Below are 19932 nucleotides of genomic sequence, written 5' to 3'. Positions count from 1 at the left end.
AACCCCTGTTACCAAACCCCTGTTACCAAACCCCTGTTACCAAACCCCTGTTACCAAACCCCTGTTACCAAACCCCTGTTACCAAACCCCTCAGTCGGGGCGGGTTTAGTTACATCTGGATGCAACCGAAACGATAATCGTGAAACCCGCCCCTACACAATCAAAACTTCTATGCTAGAGATGAGTTGAATCAGCTTTCGGATGCAGCACCTAGCATGGATAGCAACCCCGCCCAACCTCGACAATTTCGCCGGATCACAATTTCCCGTCAACAAAAACGCCAGTTAATCCTGGCAATTCCCGTCACCTGTCTAGTCACCTCACTCGCCACATTTAGCTGGTTGCAATTCCAAACCGCCCAAGCCGAAACTCGATTGCGACAGACTCAACAGGTGCGTCTGGAAACTCAACGCTTACACTCCGATTTACTCGAAGCCGACACCGCCGTGCGAGGGTATGAAATTACCCGCCGTCAAGACTTTCTCACTCGCTATGAATCCGCGATCGCACAAATTCCCGTCACTCTGGATCAATTGCGTCAACTCGTCGCCCAGGAACATTCCCAAACCCATCGCCTGCAACGGATTCGCGAATTAGCCACCACTAGAGTCACCTTACTCCAACGCAATCTCCGACTCGTGAATTCCCAACCTGAAACCGCCATAGAATCCCCAGAATTTATGGCTCAACTGCTAGAGGGGAAGCAAGTCATGGATCAGGTTACCGATGAAATCCAGCAGTTTCTGGCAATCGAACAACAACAACAGACTCAACTCAACCAACAATTAGAACAACAGCGACAGTTTACTGGCTTTGTCTTGGCAGTTGTCGCTGTTATCGGTATCGGTGGTTCCAGTATCGCCGCCTACCTATCCTACCGTTTGGAACAACATTTACAAAAGAGCGATCGCCGTTGGCGGGAGAGTGAAGCCCGCTATCGGGCAGTCGTTGAAAATTTCCCCAATGGGGCGGTACTTCTATTTAATCATGAATTACGCTATCTATTAGCAGATGGGAGGGGTTTAGCCCGTGTCAGTTTATCCAAAACCCAATTAGAAGGGAAAACGATTTGGGAATGCTTTCCCCCCCAAACCTCTACCCAGCTAGAACCCATCTATCGCCAAGTCTTAGCGGGCGAAACTGTTACCCGTGAGATTCCCTTTCATAATCGTATTTTCTCAGTTCATGCCCTACCCGTAAAAAACCAGACCTGTGAAATCATCGCAGGTATGGTTGTGACTCAGGATATCACAGAGCGTAAGCGTTCCGAACAAGAACTCTATAGCGCCAATCGCGCCCTGCGAACCCTGAGTGAATGTAACCAAGCTTTAGTCTTGGCTACCGATGAAACCACCCTGCTGCACAATATCTGTCAAATTATTGTGGAATTTGGTGGCTATCGTTGTGTGTGGATTGGTTTTGCTCAAACCGATGATGCCAAAACCGTGCATCCAGTTGCCCAAGCTGGGTATGAGGATAACTATATTGAAACCTTACAGATTAGTTGGGGGGATAATCAACGAGGTACCGGACCCACAGGGACAGCGATTCGCACCCAAGAACCCAGAATTATCCAAAATATTCTCACTGATCCAAGTTATCAGCTTTGGCGAGATGGGGCAATAAAACAAGGTTACGCCGCATCTATTGCCTTACCCTTAATTGTAGAAGGAACCTGTCTGGGGGCGTTGAATATCTATGCCAGTGAAGCCAATGCTTTTAATCAAGCTGAAGTAAAATTACTGACAGAATTGGCAAATGACTTAGCTTATGGTATCTCGGCATTGCGGACGCAAGTGGCATTGCGCCAAAATAAACAACGCTTAGATAGTATTCTCAATGCCCTTGATGATGTAGTTTGGTCAGTCTGTGCGACTACCCATAAGGTGCTGTACCTGAATCCAGCGACGGAAAGGGTTTATGGATGCCCGGTGCAAGACTTTTTTGATCATCCCAACCTGTGGCTAGAGGTGGTTCATCCTGATGATTATGCCCAAGTCAGTACCTTTCGTCAACAGTTATTGGCACAGGGTACATACAGCCTAGAATATCGGATTCAGCGACCCGATGGAGAAATTCGCTGGTTTTATGATCGGGGGCGGGTGACTTACGATGAGGATGGCTATCCCCTGCGACTTGATGGCATTGCTTCTGATATTACTGCTCGCAAACAAGCTGAGGAAGCCTTGCGTATTAGTGAGGAACGTTGGCATTTAGCCCTGCGGGGGAATAATGATGGCATCTGGGATTGGAATGTGAAAACGAATGAAGTGTTCTTATCGCCCCGTTGGAAAGAAATGTTGGGCTATGAGGATGATGAAATTGCCAATCATTTGGATGAATGGTCGAAACGAGTCCATCCTAATAACCTAGAGTGGGTGATGGGGGTGATTCAAGACCATTTTGATCAGAAGACTTCTTATTATAGTAGTGAGCATCGCCTCTTGTGTAAAGATGGCTCTTATAAATGGATTCTTGATCGCGGACAAGCCCTGTGGGATGAGTCGGGTACAGTGGTGCGGATGGTAGGTTCACACACCGATATTAGCGATCGCAAAGCGGCAGAAGCGGCATTACAATATCAATTAGACTTTGATCAACTCGTTGCCACTATTTCCACTCGCTTCATTAATCTGGCATCTGCCGATATTCAAGCCGAAATCACCCAGGCTTTAGCCGAAATTGGCGCGTTCACTCAAGTGGATACCAGTTATATTTTTCAGATGAGTCAGGATGGGCAGACGGTAAAGATGACCCATGAATGGGTGACACCCGGAATCAATCGCCAAATTCATGCCTGCCAAGAGGTTTCTATCTCAACCTTTCCTTGGGAATTTGCTCAACTGCAACGGGGTGAGGTGGTTTATATTCCCAGTATTAATCATCTACCTGATCAAGCTACCCTAGATCGCCACTATTGGCAAGCCTCTCATCGATGGTCTCATATCGCGGTTCCCCTAATCTATCAAGGGATGATCATGGGTTGGGTAGGATTTGATTCATTTCGCCAGGAAAAAATTTGGTCGGATAGCAGTATTCATCTGCTGAGAATCGTCGGTGAAATTTTAACCAATGCATGGCAACGACAAAAAGCCGAAGCCGCCCTGCGAGAGAGTGAAGCCCGTTTTCGTGCCATGTTTGAGAATAGTAAGGCAATTAAACTCTTAATCGATGCCGAAACCGGTGCAATTACTGATGCAAACTGGGCGGCGGTAGATTTTTATGGCTATGCGCGATCGCAACTGCTCACCAAGAAGATTACGGATCTAAATTGTCTACTACCGACTCAAGTTAAGGCGGAAATGAGACGGGCAAAATTAGAAGAACGCACCTATTTTGTCTTTCCTCACTGTCTGGCGTCGGGAGAGATGCGCGAGGTGGAAGTGTATTCCAGTCCGATTGAAATCCAAGGACGGATTTTTCTGGTTTCGATTATTCATGATATTACGGAAAGAAAACAGGCTGAACGGGCATTACAGGATAGTGAAGAACGGTTCCGCGCTATCTTTGAACAAGCCTCTGTCGGGATTGCTGTCGCTAAGCCTTCGGGAGAACTCTTGCGGGTGAATCAACGTTATTGTGACATTACTGGCTATCCTGAATCGGAATTAGTGGGGCGGCTGGTGCAAGATATTACTCACCCTGATGATCGGGAACAAAATAGTGAATATTTACAGCAGTTGATGGCGGGGGAAACTTATAACTATTCTCTAGAAAAACGCTATATCCGTAAAGATGGCAACTGGCGATGGGTTTATATTTCCATCTCGCGGGTGCGGGATTCAGAAAAGGATCAAAACTATGCCCTAGCGGTTGTGGAAGATATTAGCGATCGCAAAGAGACAGAAGCAGCCCTGCGGGAGAGTGAGGCTAAGTTCCGGGCGTTCTTAGAATCCGCTTCTGAAGCAATCATTGTCACCAACGCCCAGGGAGAAATGATTGTCTTTAATGCCAAAGCAGAAGAGTTATTTGGCTATAATCGCACCGAGGTATTTGGGCGAAAAATTGAATATGTAATGCCTCAACGCTATCACTTCATCCATCGTGAACATCGGGATAATTATCTCGCCCATCCGAGTAAACGATCTATGGGCAAATCTAATGATTTATATGCCAAACATCGGGATGGGAGTGAGTTTCCCATTGAAGTTGGGCTGAGTACGATTCAAACCCAAAATGGCACATTTGTGATTGTTTTTCTCACCGATATTACCGAACGTCAGCAGGCTGAGAATGAGATTAAACGTCTCAACCAGAAGTTAGAATGTCAGATTCGGGAAACCGAGACGCGATATGCCCAAATTGTGGAACTCGCAGAGGAAGGAATCTGGGTGATTGATGCCCAAGGAAATACTACCTACATAAATCAGGCAATGGCACGGATGCTGGGGTATACCGAAGTGGAAATATTAGGACATGCGATCGCGGATTTTATCACGCCAGGGGATAACTATTTTGCCCCGTCGTTTCCTATCCAGCTCAATCAAAGCCAAGTTCATCGACAAGAGGTGCAATTGTGCACGAAAGCAGGAAACAAGATCTGGGCGTATATGTCCACAAGTCCCGTCTTGGATGACCAAGGGAAACTATTATGGTCTTGTGCCTTAGTGTATGATATCACTGAACGCAAGCAGGCAGAAAAACAGTTACGCGAAAGTAATGAGCGGATTAGTTTAGCCAATGCTGAATTAGCCCGGGCTACCCGTTTAAAAGATGAGTTTCTGGCAAGTATGAGTCATGAGTTGCGAACACCTCTGAATGCGATTCTGGGTTTAGCCGAAGCCCTACAGGAAGAAGTCTATGGGGAGTTAACCGCCAAGCAGCGAAAATCCCTGGTGACAATTGAACAAAGTGGCAAGCATTTGTTAGACTTAATTAATGATATTCTGGATCTTTCTAAAATTGAGTCCGGGAAAATGTCCTTCTCGCTTACTCCGGTTTCTGTAGACTATCTTTGTACATCGAGTTTAACCTTTATTAAACAGCAGGCGCAGCAGAAAAATATTAAACTCCATTACCAAATTGCATCGGTAGTCAGCGAGATTGAAGTGGATGAACGACGCCTGCGCCAAGTGTTAGTGAATTTATTAAGTAATGGGGTAAAATTTACACCAGACGGTGGCGAGGTGTCGTTACAGGTTACCGCAGATCCGGACAATGAACAGTTGCAGTTTAGTGTTACCGATACGGGGATTGGTATTTCCCCAGAAAACCTGAATAAACTGTTTAAACCCTTTGTGCAATTAGATAGCAGTCTCTCACGTCGCTATGCAGGTACAGGGTTAGGGTTAGCATTGGTGCGGCGAATTGTGGAATTACAAGGAGGAAGTATTGCTTTAGAAAGTGAGGTGGGTAAGGGAAGTTGCTTTACGGTGACACTTCCCTGGAAACATACCAACTTGAAAGGGCAAACCCTGAGGGAGGCTAAACTGGTGTCTAAAGAATTGCCTCCGATTCACAACGCCTTAGTCGTGGAAGACTCGGATGCTTCAGCGAACCATATTGCCCGTTATCTGAGAGAATTAGGAGTAACGGTTTTGATCCATTCTCAGGGTGAAGGTACGATTGATGCCGTGCATAAGTTTAAGCCGGATGTGATTATCTTAGACATTTTACTGCCGGATGTTTCCGGTTGGGAGGTGTTGCTTCAGTTAAAAGGAAATCCAGCTACGGCATCAATCCCGGTGGTGGTGGTTTCCGTTGTAGATGATCCGACTAAAGCTTTAGAATTAGGGGCGTCTGACTATCTGCTTAAACCCGTTTCTCGTCCCCAGTTACAGTCTGTTTTGAGTCAGTTGTTTGCTCCAACATCTCAGAGTGATTATCCACCAGTGGCACAACAGTTACCGTTAATTCTATTGGCAGAAGATAATGAAGCAAATATTTTGACAATGACGGATTATTTGCACAGTAAAGGCTTTCGCGTGATTTTAGCGCGAAACGGTATCGAAGCGGTTCAACAAGCTAAACAGCATACACCCGATTTAATTTTAATGGATATTCAAATGCCAGAAATGGATGGATTAGAAGCAACATGCCAGATTCGGGCGGACATGAATTTGCCTCGGATGCCAATTATTGCTGTCACCGCTTTGGCAATGCCTGGGGATCGGGAAAAATGCTTGGCTTCAGGGGTAACGGATTACATGGCGAAGCCGATTAGCTTGAAAAATTTGGTGACGCTAATTGAACAATATCTTGATCGGGAGTAAAAGGGTAAGTGGGTGGGAAATAATTAAAGTTAAGGGATTTTATCGTCATTCGTCTATATGTAAGGGTTTGAGGAATATTTACAGAATTTAATAACAACTAATCAAACAGAATTCAATAATCTAAAAATAATATAAGTTTTTCATGTTTCCCTATCCTTACCTCACCGTTGCTACATATATGCATAGCCTAAATCAGAATACGTCTATCTTAATCGTGGATGATGATCCGAATGCCTTTGATGTGATTGAAGCCCATCTATATCGAGAGGGGTATGATTTATTTTATGCTTCAAGTGGTGAAGAAGCGTTAAACCTGCTCGACTCCGTTGAACCGGATGTGATCTTACTCGATGTGATGATGCCTAAGTTAAATGGGATTGAGGTTTGCCGCACTATCAAATCCGATTCCCATTGGAAACACGTTCCCGTGATTATTGTAACCGCACTCAACTCAAAAGAAGACTTGGCGCGATCGCTAAATGCGGGTGCTGATGATTTCATCACCAAACCCGTCAGCGGAATTGAACTGCGGGCGCGGGTGCGCTCGATGTTACGCATCAAGCAGCAATATGACGCCCTAGAAGCTACATTGCGTCTGCGGGAAGATCTGTCGAATATGATCGTCCATGATTTAAGAAATCCGCTGACTAATATCTTACTTTGTAGCGACTTGTTATTGCAAACGTCCACCAATGGTAAAGATTTACAGCGATTGCAAATCATTGCTGACTCCAGTCGTGAACTCAACTCCATGATCGATAATTTGTTAATGTTGGCGAAAATGGATTCGGGTAAAATGGTTTTGAATCGGACGTTTGTTGATCTCAATGAATTAGTATCTACAGTAACCCTTCAGTTTCAATCGATTTCTGAACAGAAAAATATTCGACTGATCAGCAAGCTAGGAGAATCCCCAGAGTCTCTTTTGATCGATATGAATTTATTTCATCGGGTTTTGGAAAACTTAATTTCCAACGCGATTAAATTTTCACCTCCAGAAAGTTTGGTTATTCTCAGAGTGAGTTATCACGATGAATCCCTGTCCTCAGATTTTCCCAACTCAAAAGCCCAGCTTCAGATTATTGATTCCGGTTTAGGAATTAGTGAAGAACGCAAGCGCCATATTTTTGACAAATATGAAGTGGGAGATTTAATGAGTGGGGTTTCTCAGATTGGCTTAGGCTTAACCTTTTGTAAAATGGTAATTGAGGCGCATAATGGTAGAATATTCGTCGAAGACAACCAACCCCAAGGATCGATTTTTACGGTAATCCTGTAAGGGAAAGGGAAAGGGAACAGGGGTTCGTTCGTAGGGGTTCGTAGGGGTTCGTAGGGGCGAAGCATTCGCGCCCGTATGTATCGGTTTTATACTAACATCGCAACGCGAATGCTTCGCCCAATCCCCAATCATCAATTCCCAATAATCCCCAATTCCCAATCCCCAATCATCAATTCCCAATAATCCCCAATTCCCAATCCCCAATCATCAATTCCCAATAATCCCCAATCACCGCGATCGCGGAACCAAAACAGATATCCCTTGTGGAATCAGGCGAAATTTTGCTGGCGTAGAAGTGGTAATTTCTCCATCCGTATTAATAGAACGAGGTTTGCGAGTATAAATCTCAAATTCTGTACCATGGAGAGTACGGACTCCCGGTAAATCCGCGTGACGCCCCTGCCATAACGCAGGTAGTATAGATAAAATATGCCACCAATGACGCATTTCCAGACTGTAGAAATCCAGCTTTTGATCATCAATTTTGGCATCATGAAACACAGTCATTCCCCCGCCATAATGTCGCCCATTCCCTATGGCAATTTGAATCGTTTTAATCTGAATTGATTCTCCATTCATGCGAATTTCTGCCCGAAAAGGACGCGCGTGCCAAATTACCTTTAATGCTGTAGCTAGGTACGCTAAAACTCCCCAGCGACTTTTGGCTTCTTTGGTAAGGGACTGAGTAATTTGCACACTCAATCCACAACTGGCAACATTAAAAAAGTATTTATCATTAACCAAGCCCAAGTCTATTTTATGAGATCGACCTTTAGCAATCACTTCGCAAGCTTTCAGTAAATCAACGGGAATTTCCAACGTCCGAGCCAAATCATTCGCCGTCCCCAAGGGTAAAATGCCTAAGGGTAACTGAGTATCCACTAACCCCTCTATCGCTGCATTAAGCGTACCATCACCACCACCAATAATCACGAGATCTACCTGATGTTGATAGTGACGGATTATTTCTGGAAGCTTTAGTGGATCTTCGGTTAATTCTTCCAGTAAAGTCACACCCAATTGCTTAAGTTGATCTATGGCTTCGGATAGATGCTCCTGTCCGTGACGAGACTGACGGTTGACTAAGAATAATGCTTTTTTAGGCGGTAACTGGGGATTCATTCGTCATTTGTCCTTCGTTATTTGTAAGGGTTTGAGAACTCCTTACAGAACTGGTGGAGTGTTGAGTTTATTTCCACCGACTTACTTACTACATCTTATCGGTTTGATGCGATCGCACATCTTCTAACAGGTGGATAATTGCATTCCCATTCCACCAGTTGTCCAACCCCTGTAATCCTCATGTAGGGGCGACCCGCTTGGCTTAATTAACAACTAGAGAAACAGGGCGGGTTTACTCACATTGAGGTGCAACCGAAAAGATAGTAGTAAAACCCGCCCCTACAGAGGATCGGGTCGCCCTGTCTTGGTGATCGCCACCTCGGTTATCGAGGTTTAATGGATGTGCGATCGCGTCTTCCGATAGGGATAGATAAGATTAACAGAAACTGTTAAAACTCCATCATTAGATATGTCGTATTTATTGAACGCCAATGAAATCTTTTTCTTGAGAAATTCAGATAAAGCCATAAGTTAAGCTACCTTTTTTAGCTGTGATATAGTCAACAACAAAAAATATGGTTATTAATGCACGGAGCGTGCGCCCCTACCGTTTTATAACTGCACTTGCTTTTTCTTCCCCCCAAATAACCCCCGAATCCAGTGATATAAGTTATCCACATAGGTAAATAACACCGGCACCACCACCAAAGTTAACAGGGTTGAAGTCGTAAACCCACCAATTACTGCGATCGCCATGGGACTGCGTACCTCGCCATCAGCCCCTAATTCTAAGGCAATGGGCATCATCCCAGCAATCGTGGAAACCGAAGTCATCAGAATGGGGCGTAACCGAGACACCCCCGCATCCACTACCGCTTTAAACTGGGGTTTCCCTTCCTGCATCCCGGCTAAAGCAAAGTCTACTAACAAAATGGCGTTTTTAGTCACCAATCCCATCAGTAAAACAATGCCAATTAAAGCAAACAAACCCAATTCTTTCTGCGTCACTAACAACCCCAGTAACGCCCCACCAACCGATAACGGTAGGGCGACTAAAATCCCAAACGGATACAAGAAATTGTTATACAGCAAGACCAAAATAGCATAAATCGAGAGAATCGCCGCCCCTAATGCTGTGGCAAACCGGGTAAAAATATCCTGCATAATCTTGGCATCCCCAGCCGGTTCCTCAGCCACATCGGGCGGGAGGGGATTCATCGCGGGTAATGCTTTCACCTTTTCTAAAGCATCTCCCAGGGCAATTCCTTCTAAATTTGCCTCTACCGATACCTGACGATTGCGATCAAAACGGTCAATTTGGGCAGGACCACTCCCCAAACGAATATCAGCAACCGCACTAATGGGAACCAGAGTCCCATTTTGACTGGGAACCTGTAAATTTTTCAGGGTACTAATATCTTCGCGAGTTTCCGGGTCAAGTTGTACCCGAATCGGAATTTGCCGATCCGCTAAATCAAACTTTGCCAGATTCGACTCATTATCCCCAATTAAAGCTAAGGATGCCGTGCGTGCGATCGCGCCCACAGAAACACCCAAATCCGCCGCCCGTTCTGGATCAGGCTGAATCACAATTTCCGGCTTGACTAAACTGGTACTAGAAGTAACTTCCACCAATCCCGGAATATCCCGCATCTGCTTTTCCAAGGTTTCCGCCGTTTGCGTCAAGGCGGGGGCATTTTCACTCTTGAGAACAATCGATAAATCCTTACCTCCTCCCCCAGCGCCTTGACTTTGGAAACTAATCCGCGCCCCTGGAATAGTTCGGAACACCTGGCGCATTTGTTGTTCAAATTCCTGCTGGGAAACCTCGCGTTCATCCTTGGGTAGCAGGTTGGCGTAGACAGTCGCCGAATTTATCTGATCCGCCGTAGCAAAAACGTTCTCAACCGCCGGATTTTCTTGCAACGACTGGTTAAGTTGTGCCATGATATCTTCTGTGTCACTCAGGGTCGATCCGGGTGGGAGTTCAACCATCACCGTACTCAACCCCGTATCTCCACTATCAAATAAACCCTTGGGAATTAACGGCACCAGTTGTAAACTACCGATAAAGAAGACAACCGCCATTAATAAAGTCGTAATCCGATGGCGCAATGCCCAATTGAGGATATTTCGGTAAGGGTGAATCCGTTTTTTCCCGGTTCCCTGTTGCCCGTTCCCTTTCGGTTTAAGCAAATAAGCACTCAACATTGGTGTCATGGTACAAGCCACCAGCGTAGAAAACATGGTGGAAACAGCCACAGTGACGCCAAAGGGTTGGAAAAACTGACCCGGTATACCCCCCATAAATGCCACAGGAATAAACACCGCCACAATGGTTGCTGTTGTCGCCACCACAGCTAAACCAATTTCTCGTGAGGCATCCAATGCGGCTTGAAAGGGCTTTTTACCCATATCTAAATGTTGGTCGATGTTTTCAATCATACAAATCGCATCATCGACCAAGTTACCTACAGCTAAAGCTAAGGCTAAGAGAGTCATCCCGTTTAGGGTGTAACCGAGGGCTTTCATCACCCCAAATGTGGGAATAATTGACAGAGGTAAAGCTGTAGCTGTAATCAGCGTCACTCGCCAATCCCGCAAAAACAATCCAACGGCAATAACGGTGAGAATACAGGCTAAAATTAAGGCATCAATGGTGGCTTGATAGGAATCCCGAATCGCATCAGCAAAGGTGAAAATCAGTTCAAGATTCACATCGTTTGGTAGGGTTCCCTGCAATTCGGCAACCGCCTCACGCACCCCTTCTTCCACGGTGACTAAAGTGCTACCTGTACTCCGCAGCACCGAAAAAGCCACGACTGATTCCCCATTCAAAGACGCCGCCTGTCGCTGTTCGGCAAAACTATCCTCTACGTCCCCTAAACTGGATAAGGGAACCGTCGCGCCATTGGGGAGAACAATCCGATACCCTCTTAATTCTTCAACCGTATTGGCACTTCCCAGAGTCCGAATATTTTGCTCACTTCCGCCGACATTTCCCCGCCCTCCAGGTAAGTCAATATTTAAATTCCGGATTTGATCATTGACTTGGGTGGCAGTAATTCCGTAGGCTTGTAAACGACTCGGATCAAGGTCAACTCGAATTTCGCGATCCACACCGCCCAAACGGTCAATTTGAGCCACACCAGGTACATTCAGGAGGGCGCGGCTAATCGTGCGATCGACTAAATCGCTTAATTGCTCCACCGATCGCGTCTCAGACGCCACGGCGTAGGTCATAATTGAACCGCCAGCAAATTCTAGACGCTTGACAATCGGTTCATTCACATCCTGGGGTAAATCTTGGCGAATTTGGGCAACGGCATTACGCACATCATTCGTGGCGCGATCGCTATCGGTTCCCAGCACAAAGCTAACGGTAGTGGTGGAAATCCCTTCCGTCACAGTTGAGGTGAGTTCATCAATATTTCCCAACCCCGCCACCGAATCTTCTATTTTCTTGGTGACTTGAGTTTCTAATTCTGTAGGTCCTGCACCGGGTTGGGTAACCGTTACCATCACGGCGGGGATATCGATATTTGGATTAGTGTCAATTCCTAACCGAAAAAAGGACACCAAACCAAAGATGCCCAAAATTAGGAATAAGACGACAGTAGGAACAGGTTTTTTAATTGACCAAGCGGAGAGGTGGAAAGACATAAACTTCGTTTGTAGTTGCGCTGCGAGCGCCATCAGGTTTAGGGTGAGTGTAATTATAATTGTAATTAATTATCTAAAATTATCTAACCAACGTTCCAAGTCTTCCATGGCTTGAAACGTCAAAATCGTCTCAATCAAACGATCTAATTCTGACAAAGATAATTTTTCTATAGTCGTCATTAGTTCTGGATTAACTGCTCCGAATTTCTGTTCGATGACCAGGGAAATAAATTTTAAATTCTGCTCAATTTTTGCAATAGCAATTTCACCCTTCCTATCGCCGATAAATACTTCCTGCTTGTGCAACTCTTCTAATTCTTGATGACTTAAATTAGCACGACTGGCAATAGTTAACGCTTCTTCTATTTCCGGTACTGCCCCTAGGGATTCAGGAATCATCTCTAAACTGGGGGCAGCTTTGAGAAAATAAATCCATTTATCGCTAAGGGTTTCTAATTCTGATATTTCTTTATTGAATTTTGGCAACTCTATAAAAATCAATGTTAACTCGTCTCGATAGTTAAATAGCTGTTTTTCTTCCTTGAGTCGAAACCGATTAATCATTTGTGAGCTATTTTTAAATATCAAAAAATCAGCAATACTCAAAGCAATAAAGGGTCGTAAGGTTGTATACTGTTCTCCCATATCTAATTGGTTCGCATAAGCCTTGGCAATATTGTAAATTACTCGTTTCTCGAATGCTTCAACGTTCAAGACTTGCATTTCGATGATTACTGTAGAGCCATTATCTAAAACTGCCCGAACATCGAGATAAGTATTTTTAAGCGTGCTGGTACTACCCGGATTATAGGGATCGATTATTTCTAATGATTTTATGGTGTTTTTGCCTTCATAAACGATAGCGTTAAGAAAGCTGATCAGGATTTTTTTACTGCGGTTTGAGCCAAAAATTTTCTTAAACGCAAAGTCAGTTTTGGGACTAATAAATCTCATGAGCAGTATTAAGGAAAAACAGCTTAGTCCTCCTAGGTTGAGTATAACCCAAACTCCGCTTTGGATTTAGTCTAAAAATAGAGTAATGGGATGGTTACGGGATGAGAATGTTCTCCCGTACTTGTTTGGGACTATTGACCCAATCAGTTGACAACATTAACTTTATCGCCATCTTTTAGATAAGCGGCACCTTTAACAACGACGCGATCGCTCCCAGACAACCCACTTTTAATTTCAACACGATTATCACCGAGGACTTCTCCCACCTCAACAGGCTGGGCTTTGACGGTGTTATCGGGTTGCAGGATATAGGCGATCGCACTGCCGTCACTTTGGGGCAGTATCGCTTTGGCGGGTAGGGTTAGCCCTTGGGAGGCTGAGGTGGTAATCGATGCCCGTAAAAACATGCCCGGTTTTAATGAGGCTGAGGCGGGTAAATCGATCTTCACCTTCGCCTGACGGGATGCTTCATCCACCATCGGGTCAATTTCCCGAACCTTGCCCGATAGTTTTAAGCTACTATCGGCGTTTGAGGTAATGATCACTGATTGTCCCGGACGAATTTGGGGAAGTTGAGTTTCGGGAACCTTGGCAACCAGTTCTAGGCGTCCGTTTTCGATTATTTTGAATAGAGTTTGGGAGGAGGAGGTGACATCTCCCACACGGGCATCGCGTTCGGCTATTTTACCACTGACGGGGGCAACGACTCGCGTGTTGTTGAGTTGTGCCATGGTGGATTGCACTTGTGCCTGTGCCTGTGCTAGTTGGGCTTCGGCTTGGGTAATGACTTCCCGCCTAGGTCCTGCTTCGAGCTGGGCAAGTTGCTGCTTTGCTTCTCGTAACTGGGCTTGTGCCTGTTCGAGTTGGGAACGGGTGCTGCGTTCTTGATTGTAGACTTCATCTAAGCGATCGCGGGCGATGGCACCTTCAGATTGGAGTATTTTATTGCGATCAACCCGTGTTCTGGCTAATTCTAAGTCTGACTCGGCGGCGGTAACGGCAGATTCAGCGCTGGTGACGGCTTCTTTGGCACGGGCAATTTCTTCACTACGGGAACCAGCCCGAAGTTCCGCGAGGCGGGCTTCGGCTTGAGCAACGGAGGCTTGGGCTTGATTTAATTGTGCCTGAAGCACCGAATCATCGAGACGGGCTAATAATTGTCCCGCTGTGACAACCTGCCCTTGTTCCACTAATACCTGTTGAATCTGTAAGCCTGTAGCCTGAGACATAACTGGACTCATCTCAAAAGCAGCAACGCTTCCTGTGGCGTCTAAGCTGCGGCTGACGCTTTCTGATGCCACTTGGGCTACGGTTACGCTCTGGCTAGGGGCAGATGAGGTGGCAACAGGGGGTGCTGCTGTGGGTGCGTCTGACTGTTGAGAAGAAACTAAACGGTTAGCCCCTAAGGCTAAGAGGACACCAATGCCGATGCCTAAAAACAGCCCCTTTCCTCCAGATAGCCAACCCGGGTTAGATTTGTGAGTTTTAGGTACGACAGAGCCATCTGCATCCTGCTCAAAGGGGTCAGGTTCAGCGTCAGGGACATAGAAGACGACATCGACATCCTGTTTGAGTTCGGCAGGCTTAGGGATAGGAGAAAGATTTAATTTGGTTTTCTTGTTGGGATTTGGGGCTGTCTGAGTCACGGTTATTCCTCTTTTACGGCTCGAGGTCGCTAGTTTTGTAAAGATAACTTAATGAATATTGGGTTACTTTCCTTAACACTACTTTACATTGTAGCGCACTCTTGACCAGGCGGTTGATTGGGGGAAATCCGAAAATTCTGTTCAGGAGGGAAAAAGTACGGATAGATACCCTCTTGGGGGGAGGCTGGAGTTGGGATAGATATAGCCTTTCTTTAAGATAGGGCAGGAGTACTCATGTACACATCACCCATTGGAGTTATCCAATTGAGTGATTTGGTGTAAATAAGGCAGATGGCACAAGGGCATCATATAGATCTTCTAGATCTTCAATTGATGATAAATCCAATAAAATAAAGTAAAATTTAGGATTTATAGACAATAAAATTGAATTAGTATACTGAAATACTTTTGATTCAGATACTCGGTTCCCATGTCTGCTGCTGATGGCTACTGCATTCGCGCAATACTACCTGACCCTAATCAGGAATGTTAATCTGAAGTGTGGTTTTGCTCGCATCTGCACTTCTTATGTGTATTAGAATACTTTACCACCTCATTGGTCAGGAGTTGAGACAAAGGTCTCTGGAAACCATCTTGATTATCCCCTTTGTCGTGCCAATTGCCGCGATAGTAGGGTTAGTGGGATATGTGGCTTTCAGCAATGGACAAACCGTCAATGAGGTGGCTTCTCAATTACATCATGATACTCGCGATCGCGTCCAGCCGCCCCTCCCTACTGACTCAGCTACTCCTGCTCTGATTCATCCTATCCCTGTCAATACCATTTATCTAAGTCAGAGCAATTTACCCAGTAGACACATTATACAGCCCTCTAGAGTAGACCAGACCCTCCCAAATTTTCTCGGCAAGGCTTATAGTCAGTTAAATTTAGCTGAAATTAACAAATTTCTCCAGCATAAAAATATTAACAGGACTACGACGATTATTTTATGTCTAGGATTATTCGTGAGTACGACAGGGATAGTCATTCTGATCGCCCCTTGGATAACTAAGCTAATCTCCCATTCGGCTACTAAAGCCAAAGAAGACTCTCGTGCTCAAGATTTATTTAAATCAATATTTAATGAATCGGCTGATGCAATATTTATAGTTGATGCAGAAACCCTTTTGATTTTAGATTGTAATCGCCGTGCCCTGGAACTCTTTGAAGCCAAACACAAGCAAGAGTTACTCAACACAGAGGGACATCTCCTGCAGAAAGAAAGGTTTACGGCTGAAAAACTCCATTCTATCGCCCATGAAGTGAAGCAGTACGGATATTGGCATCAAGAGTTAGAATATATTAGTAAAAAAGGTAAGGTATTTTGGGGAAACTTGGCGATTCGAGCAATTGATGTAGCGGGTCAGAAAATGCATTTGGTACGGGTGAGTGATATCACTGGGCGAAAACAAGCCGAAGCCGCCTTGCAAATTCGTCAACGCCAAGAAGCCGCGATCGCGCAACTGGGTCAAGAGGCATTAATTGAGGCAGATTTATCCATCTTAATGGATTGGACAGTTACCCTGATTGCCAAAACTTTGAATGTAGACTATTGCAAAATTCTGGAACGTTTACCGAATGGAGAGGAGTTACTTCTTTTAGCAGGATTTGGCTGGAAAAGGGGATTAGTTGGTCAAGCCACGGTGAGGAGTGAAAAAGAGTCTCAAGCGGGTTATACTTTGCTCTGTAGGGAACCAATTATTGTCACAGAATTACGCACAGAGACACGATTTCAGGAGTCACCTTTACTCCAGGATCACGGCGTTGTCAGTGGGATGAGTATGAGAATTCCGGGTCAAAACCAACCCTTTGGTGTGTTAGGGGTGTATACTACCCAGAAACGCCAATTTACAGACGATGATATTTACTTTTTGCAAACGATTGCCAATATCATTGCTACAGCAATTGAGCGCAAACGGGTAGAGGAAGCCTTACGGGAGAGTGCGTTGCGGGAGAGTGCGATCGCGACTGTCTTACAACGGATGCGTCAAACCCTCGATCTTGACAGAATATTCACGACGACAACAGAAGAATTGCGCCATGTCTTGGGATGCGATCGCGTCGCCATCTATCGGTTCAATCCCGATTGGAGTGGCGAGTTTGTGGCTGAGTCTGTGGCGGATGGCTGGGTGACTCTGACGACAGAACAGCAAAATGATCCGTCTCTCAAAGCCGATGCTCTAGAATCAGAACGTTGTATCATCAAAACCTGGGATGGTTCAGAAAACCCTTGTGTATCCAATCCCCCATCCGATGACTCGCTACAAGATACTTATCTCAAAGACACTCAAGGCGGTGCTTATAGCCAAGGCGTAACCTATCGAGTTGTCGCCGACATTTATCAAGCTGGATTTACCCCCTGTTATATCAATCTCCTGGAACGATTTCAAGCCAAAGCCTACATCAATGCGCCTATATTTTGTGGTCAAAAACTTTGGGGATTACTCGCCATCTATCAAAATTCTAGTCCTCGCGCTTGGCGAGAATCAGAAATTAGTGTTGTGGTGCAGATAGCCACTCAGTTTGGCGTCGCCGTACAGCAGGCTCAATTATTGCAAAAGACTCAAGAACAAGCCTTAGATTTGGAACTCACTTTAAATCAACTAAAACGCACCCAAGCTCAATTAATTCACAGCGAAAAAATGTCCAGTCTTGGGCAAATGGTCGCAGGTGTGGCACACGAAATCAATAATCCTGTCAGTTTTATTTATGGTAATCTGACCCCCGCTAAGGAATATTTTCAAGATTTAATTCGTCTGATTCAGACTTACCAAAAGATCTATCCCACTCCCACAGCAGAACTTCAACAACTTCTTCAGGAAATTGATCTAGAATTTCTACTCGACGATTGGCAAAATCTGCTCAGATCGATGGAAGTTGGCACCGATCGCATCCGTGCCATTGTTCTATCCTTAAGAAACTTTTCCCGCTTGGATGAAAAAGAAATAAAGCGGGTTGATATTCATGAAGGCATTGATAACACCCTGGTAATCTTGCAGCATCGATTCAAGACAGCAGGTAATAGCCGAGGGATTCAGGTGATTAAACATTATAGTCAATTGCCATTAGTAACCTGTTATGCAAGTCAGTTGAATCAGGTATTTATGAATATTCTGAGTAACGCGATCGATGCTTTGGAAAACCAACCTTCACCACGATTCATTACTATCTCTACTGAGGTAGATTCTGGACTCAAACAACCAACCACGGACGATGGAAAAGCGAAAAAGGACTTTATTGTTATCCGAATTTCCGACAATGGTTCGGGTATAAAGGAAGATATTATGCAAAAAATATTTGACCCATTTTTTACCACCAAGCCTGTCGGTAGCGGTACGGGTTTAGGATTATCAATTAGCCATCAGATTGTCGTGGAAAAACACAAAGGGCAAATCTATTGCACTTCAACTCCTGAGCAAGGAACTGAATTTATAGTAAAAATTCCGTTGGAAAACAGGTGATATTATGTCCGGTTGAATACCCATAATTACGGTGATGGGGAGTAGGGGCTTGGTAACCAAGCCCCTACTTGGTAACTCACACAAATTTTGCTGGTATGGGGATAACCGATTACATCTCGCGCACTAGCGGTTTACCATCTTTCACTTCACCGATTAGCACCACATTAGCTACACCGACAAATAAACCATTCTCTAAAACACCAGGAATATTATTAAGTGTCTTTTCTAATTCACCTGGGTTATCAATAGAATCAAAGGTAACATCAATCACCATATTTCCCTGATCGGTTACCACGGGTCCAGCTTTCTTGACCCCCATCCGTAATTCAGGTTTTCCCCCCAATTTCTCAATCGCCCGCATCACAGGTGCATAAGCCATGGGAATAACTTCTACAGGCAGTTTAAACGTTGAACCTAGACGATCAACCAGCTTACCACTATCGACAACCACAATAAATTGAGCGGCTAGAGAATCCACAACTTTTTCACGAGTATGCGCCGCACCACCGCCTTTGATCAAATTCTTTTGCGGATCAACTTCATCAGCGCCATCAATGGCAACATCAATATGGTCTACGGCATCTAAGCTAGTTAAGGGAATACCATGCTCTTTAGCTAACACCTCTGCCTGAAATGATGTGGGAATCCCCTTAATATCCTTCAGGTCACCTTTTTTGATGCGATCGCCGATATACTGAATCGCATAAGCGGTCGTTGACCCTGTACCTAAGCCAACAATCGTCCCAGATTTCACCCGTTCAGCCGCCGCTTTGCCGACTTCTTGCTTCATCACCTTAACGGGGTCAGTTTCTGCACTCATACTAAAATCTCCTTCTTCGTTATGAATTACTCGGGATTGGGTATATTTCATCGTTGATTTAACGATGCCCAGATTTCAGGGGTCACCCCAGAAGTAAGAGTATCATTGTCGGTAGAGATTTAGCGATCAACGTTACCTAAAATTTGCCAACAAAGGCAGACACGGTAAATTTTTAGCACAATGATCTGCCTTTACCGTGTCCTACGGTTAGCGCGGGTTTTCTAACGCCGCCTTTGTCTGTCTTCGAGTTAAGTGGGTTTGACTTTTGATTCAGACCAACTCTAGGAATTATTTGGTTGTGCCGCCAAAAGTTCCTTGAGTTTTGCCAAATCAGCCGCCCACCGGGGGTCAGGTTGAACTGAACCCGAATCGGGTGCTTGGGAGGGGGAAGAACTCCGTTTGGATTTTTTATTACCCCCTCCCCGACGTCCAGGAGCACTACCACCACCTCCAGATGGGCGAGATTCCTCCTCACTGGCACTTTTTGACTTGGGCTGGGCTTTTTCGATTTTCAAGGTGCTGTCTTTAAAGACGTGACCGTTGAATTGCTCAATAATTTGCTCAGCCAACTCATCATTGGGAACGGTGACAAAGCCAAAGCCGCGACATTTCCCCGTTTTGCGATCTTTAATCACTTTTGTGGAAACCGATGGACTCGCTTCGGCAAAAATTGCTTGCAGTTCATCGCGATCAACGGGTTCTTTAGGCAGGTTGCCAACGTAAAGACGAACGGACATGAGAGATACCTCCAGATGTGATTGAATTTCAAATCCATGAGCATACACCAGCAATTGGGGTAGCTCAGGATCGAGAAAATGGATAAACGATTGCTAC

At 45.1% G+C, this 19932-nt stretch carries 10 protein-coding genes; 3 read left to right on the top strand and 7 right to left on the bottom strand.

Annotated elements, in window-relative coordinates; all coding sequences use genetic code 11:
• Positions 1–215: 215 nt before the first annotated feature.
• A complete protein-coding gene (locus ACLGGO_RS25960; RefSeq protein WP_446421435.1) occupies positions 216–6212 on the top strand; it encodes a PAS domain S-box protein in 5997 nt (1998 codons plus the stop codon).
• A gap of 142 nt (positions 6213–6354) precedes the next feature.
• A complete protein-coding gene (locus ACLGGO_RS25955; protein ID WP_446421434.1) occupies positions 6355–7491 on the top strand; it encodes a hybrid sensor histidine kinase/response regulator in 1137 nt (378 codons plus the stop codon).
• 228 nt (positions 7492–7719) lie between these two features.
• Here the strand turns inward: ACLGGO_RS25955 and ACLGGO_RS25950 are convergent, their stop codons facing one another.
• The 5 genes from ACLGGO_RS25950 to ACLGGO_RS25930 all read right to left on the bottom strand — a co-directional run bounded on the left by ACLGGO_RS25950 (position 7720) and on the right by ACLGGO_RS25930 (position 14762).
• Entirely contained in the window at positions 7720–8613 is an 894-nt protein-coding gene (locus tag ACLGGO_RS25950) for a lipid kinase (RefSeq protein WP_446421433.1), read from the bottom strand.
• A 333-nt stretch (positions 8614–8946) separates the two neighbouring features.
• A complete protein-coding gene (locus ACLGGO_RS25945; protein WP_446421432.1) occupies positions 8947–9081 on the bottom strand; it encodes a hypothetical protein in 135 nt (44 codons plus the stop codon).
• 84 nt (positions 9082–9165) lie between these two features.
• Entirely contained in the window at positions 9166–12216 is a 3051-nt protein-coding gene (locus tag ACLGGO_RS25940) for an efflux RND transporter permease subunit (protein WP_446421437.1), read from the bottom strand.
• Positions 12217–12285: 69 nt separating this feature from the next.
• On the bottom strand, positions 12286–13170 hold the full coding sequence (locus tag ACLGGO_RS25935) for an Rpn family recombination-promoting nuclease/putative transposase (RefSeq protein WP_446421431.1): 885 nt from the start codon (positions 13168–13170) through the stop codon (positions 12286–12288).
• A gap of 143 nt (positions 13171–13313) precedes the next feature.
• Positions 13314–14762: an efflux RND transporter periplasmic adaptor subunit gene (locus tag ACLGGO_RS25930; RefSeq protein WP_446421436.1), complete on the bottom strand. Its 1449-nt coding sequence runs from the start codon at positions 14760–14762 to the stop codon at positions 13314–13316.
• Positions 14763–15410: 648 nt separating this feature from the next.
• On the opposite strand from ACLGGO_RS25930, the gene ACLGGO_RS25925 reads away from it, so the two are divergent.
• Positions 15411–18278 carry a GAF domain-containing sensor histidine kinase gene (locus tag ACLGGO_RS25925; protein ID WP_446421430.1) on the top strand — a complete coding sequence of 956 codons (2868 nt, stop codon included), beginning with the start codon at positions 15411–15413 and terminating at the stop codon, positions 18276–18278.
• 109 nt (positions 18279–18387) lie between these two features.
• Here the strand turns inward: ACLGGO_RS25925 and rpiA are convergent, their stop codons facing one another.
• Both rpiA and ACLGGO_RS25915 read right to left on the bottom strand, forming a co-directional pair.
• Entirely contained in the window at positions 18388–19098 is a 711-nt protein-coding gene (rpiA, locus tag ACLGGO_RS25920) for a ribose-5-phosphate isomerase RpiA (protein WP_446421429.1), read from the bottom strand.
• Between the two features lie 281 nt (positions 19099–19379).
• On the bottom strand, positions 19380–19835 hold the full coding sequence (locus ACLGGO_RS25915) for an RNA recognition motif domain-containing protein (protein ID WP_446421428.1): 456 nt from the start codon (positions 19833–19835) through the stop codon (positions 19380–19382).
• Positions 19836–19932 lie beyond the last annotated feature (97 nt).

The organism is Coleofasciculus sp. (genome assembly GCF_046565525.1).
In the GTDB taxonomy this organism is placed as follows: domain Bacteria; phylum Cyanobacteriota; class Cyanobacteriia; order Cyanobacteriales; family Coleofasciculaceae; genus Coleofasciculus.
The sequence above is the reverse complement of the archived record's forward strand: the minus strand, read 5'-3'. Positions and strand labels throughout refer to the sequence as shown.

Coding starts and splice junctions, on each gene's coding strand:
- ACLGGO_RS25915 (WP_446421428.1), bottom strand. CDS start 19,835: ATGTCCGTTCGTCTTTACGTTGGCAACCTGCCTAAAGAACCCGTTGAT.
- ACLGGO_RS25955 (WP_446421434.1), top strand. CDS start 6,355: ATGTTTCCCTATCCTTACCTCACCGTTGCTACATATATGCATAGCCTA.
- rpiA (WP_446421429.1), bottom strand. CDS start 19,098: ATGAGTGCAGAAACTGACCCCGTTAAGGTGATGAAGCAAGAAGTCGGC.
- ACLGGO_RS25940 (WP_446421437.1), bottom strand. CDS start 12,216: ATGTCTTTCCACCTCTCCGCTTGGTCAATTAAAAAACCTGTTCCTACT.
- ACLGGO_RS25945 (WP_446421432.1), bottom strand. CDS start 9,081: ATGGCTTTATCTGAATTTCTCAAGAAAAAGATTTCATTGGCGTTCAAT.
- ACLGGO_RS25950 (WP_446421433.1), bottom strand. CDS start 8,613: ATGAATCCCCAGTTACCGCCTAAAAAAGCATTATTCTTAGTCAACCGT.
- ACLGGO_RS25935 (WP_446421431.1), bottom strand. CDS start 13,170: ATGAGATTTATTAGTCCCAAAACTGACTTTGCGTTTAAGAAAATTTTT.
- ACLGGO_RS25960 (WP_446421435.1), top strand. CDS start 216: ATGGATAGCAACCCCGCCCAACCTCGACAATTTCGCCGGATCACAATT.